We start from the raw sequence: 416 nt of genomic DNA, 5'->3' as shown, positions 1-416 counted from the left end.
TCGTGAACTCGCAGAGAGAGGAGCTGTACCCCAGCGTGACGCGCGACGGGACGGTCTACTTCGCGAGCGGCACGTTCGAGACGGACTTCGAGATGTACCGCGTCCGTCGCCAGGGCAATCACTACACCGCGCCGGAGAACCTGGGCCCCGCGGTCAACTCCCCTGACTCGTGGGAATACAACCCGTGGGTGTCCCCGGATGGACGGGTGCTCGTCTTCGCCTCGCTCAACCGCCCCGGCGGCTACGGGCTGGGAGACCTGTACGTGAGATTCAACGTCGCGGGCACCTGGACGCCCGCCGCCAACCTGGGGCCCTCCGTGAACACGGAGAAGGACGAGTTCCACCCCACGCTGAGTCGTGACCTGAGCCAGCTCTACTTCGTGCGGCAGACGTGGGACCCGTTCGTGCCCTCGGAC

At 66.6% G+C, this 416-nt stretch carries 1 pseudogene; it reads left to right on the top strand.

Features of this window, described 5'->3' with window-relative positions:
* Positions 1-416: pseudogene (locus HUA76_RS44825) on the top strand (PD40 domain-containing protein); the annotation flags it as partial.

Source organism: Myxococcus sp. CA056, from assembly GCF_013336715.1.
GTDB lineage: Bacteria > Myxococcota > Myxococcia > Myxococcales > Myxococcaceae > Myxococcus > Myxococcus llanfairpwllgwyngyllgogerychwyrndrobwllllantysiliogogogochensis.
This window is presented reverse-complemented; position numbering and strand designations above follow the sequence as displayed.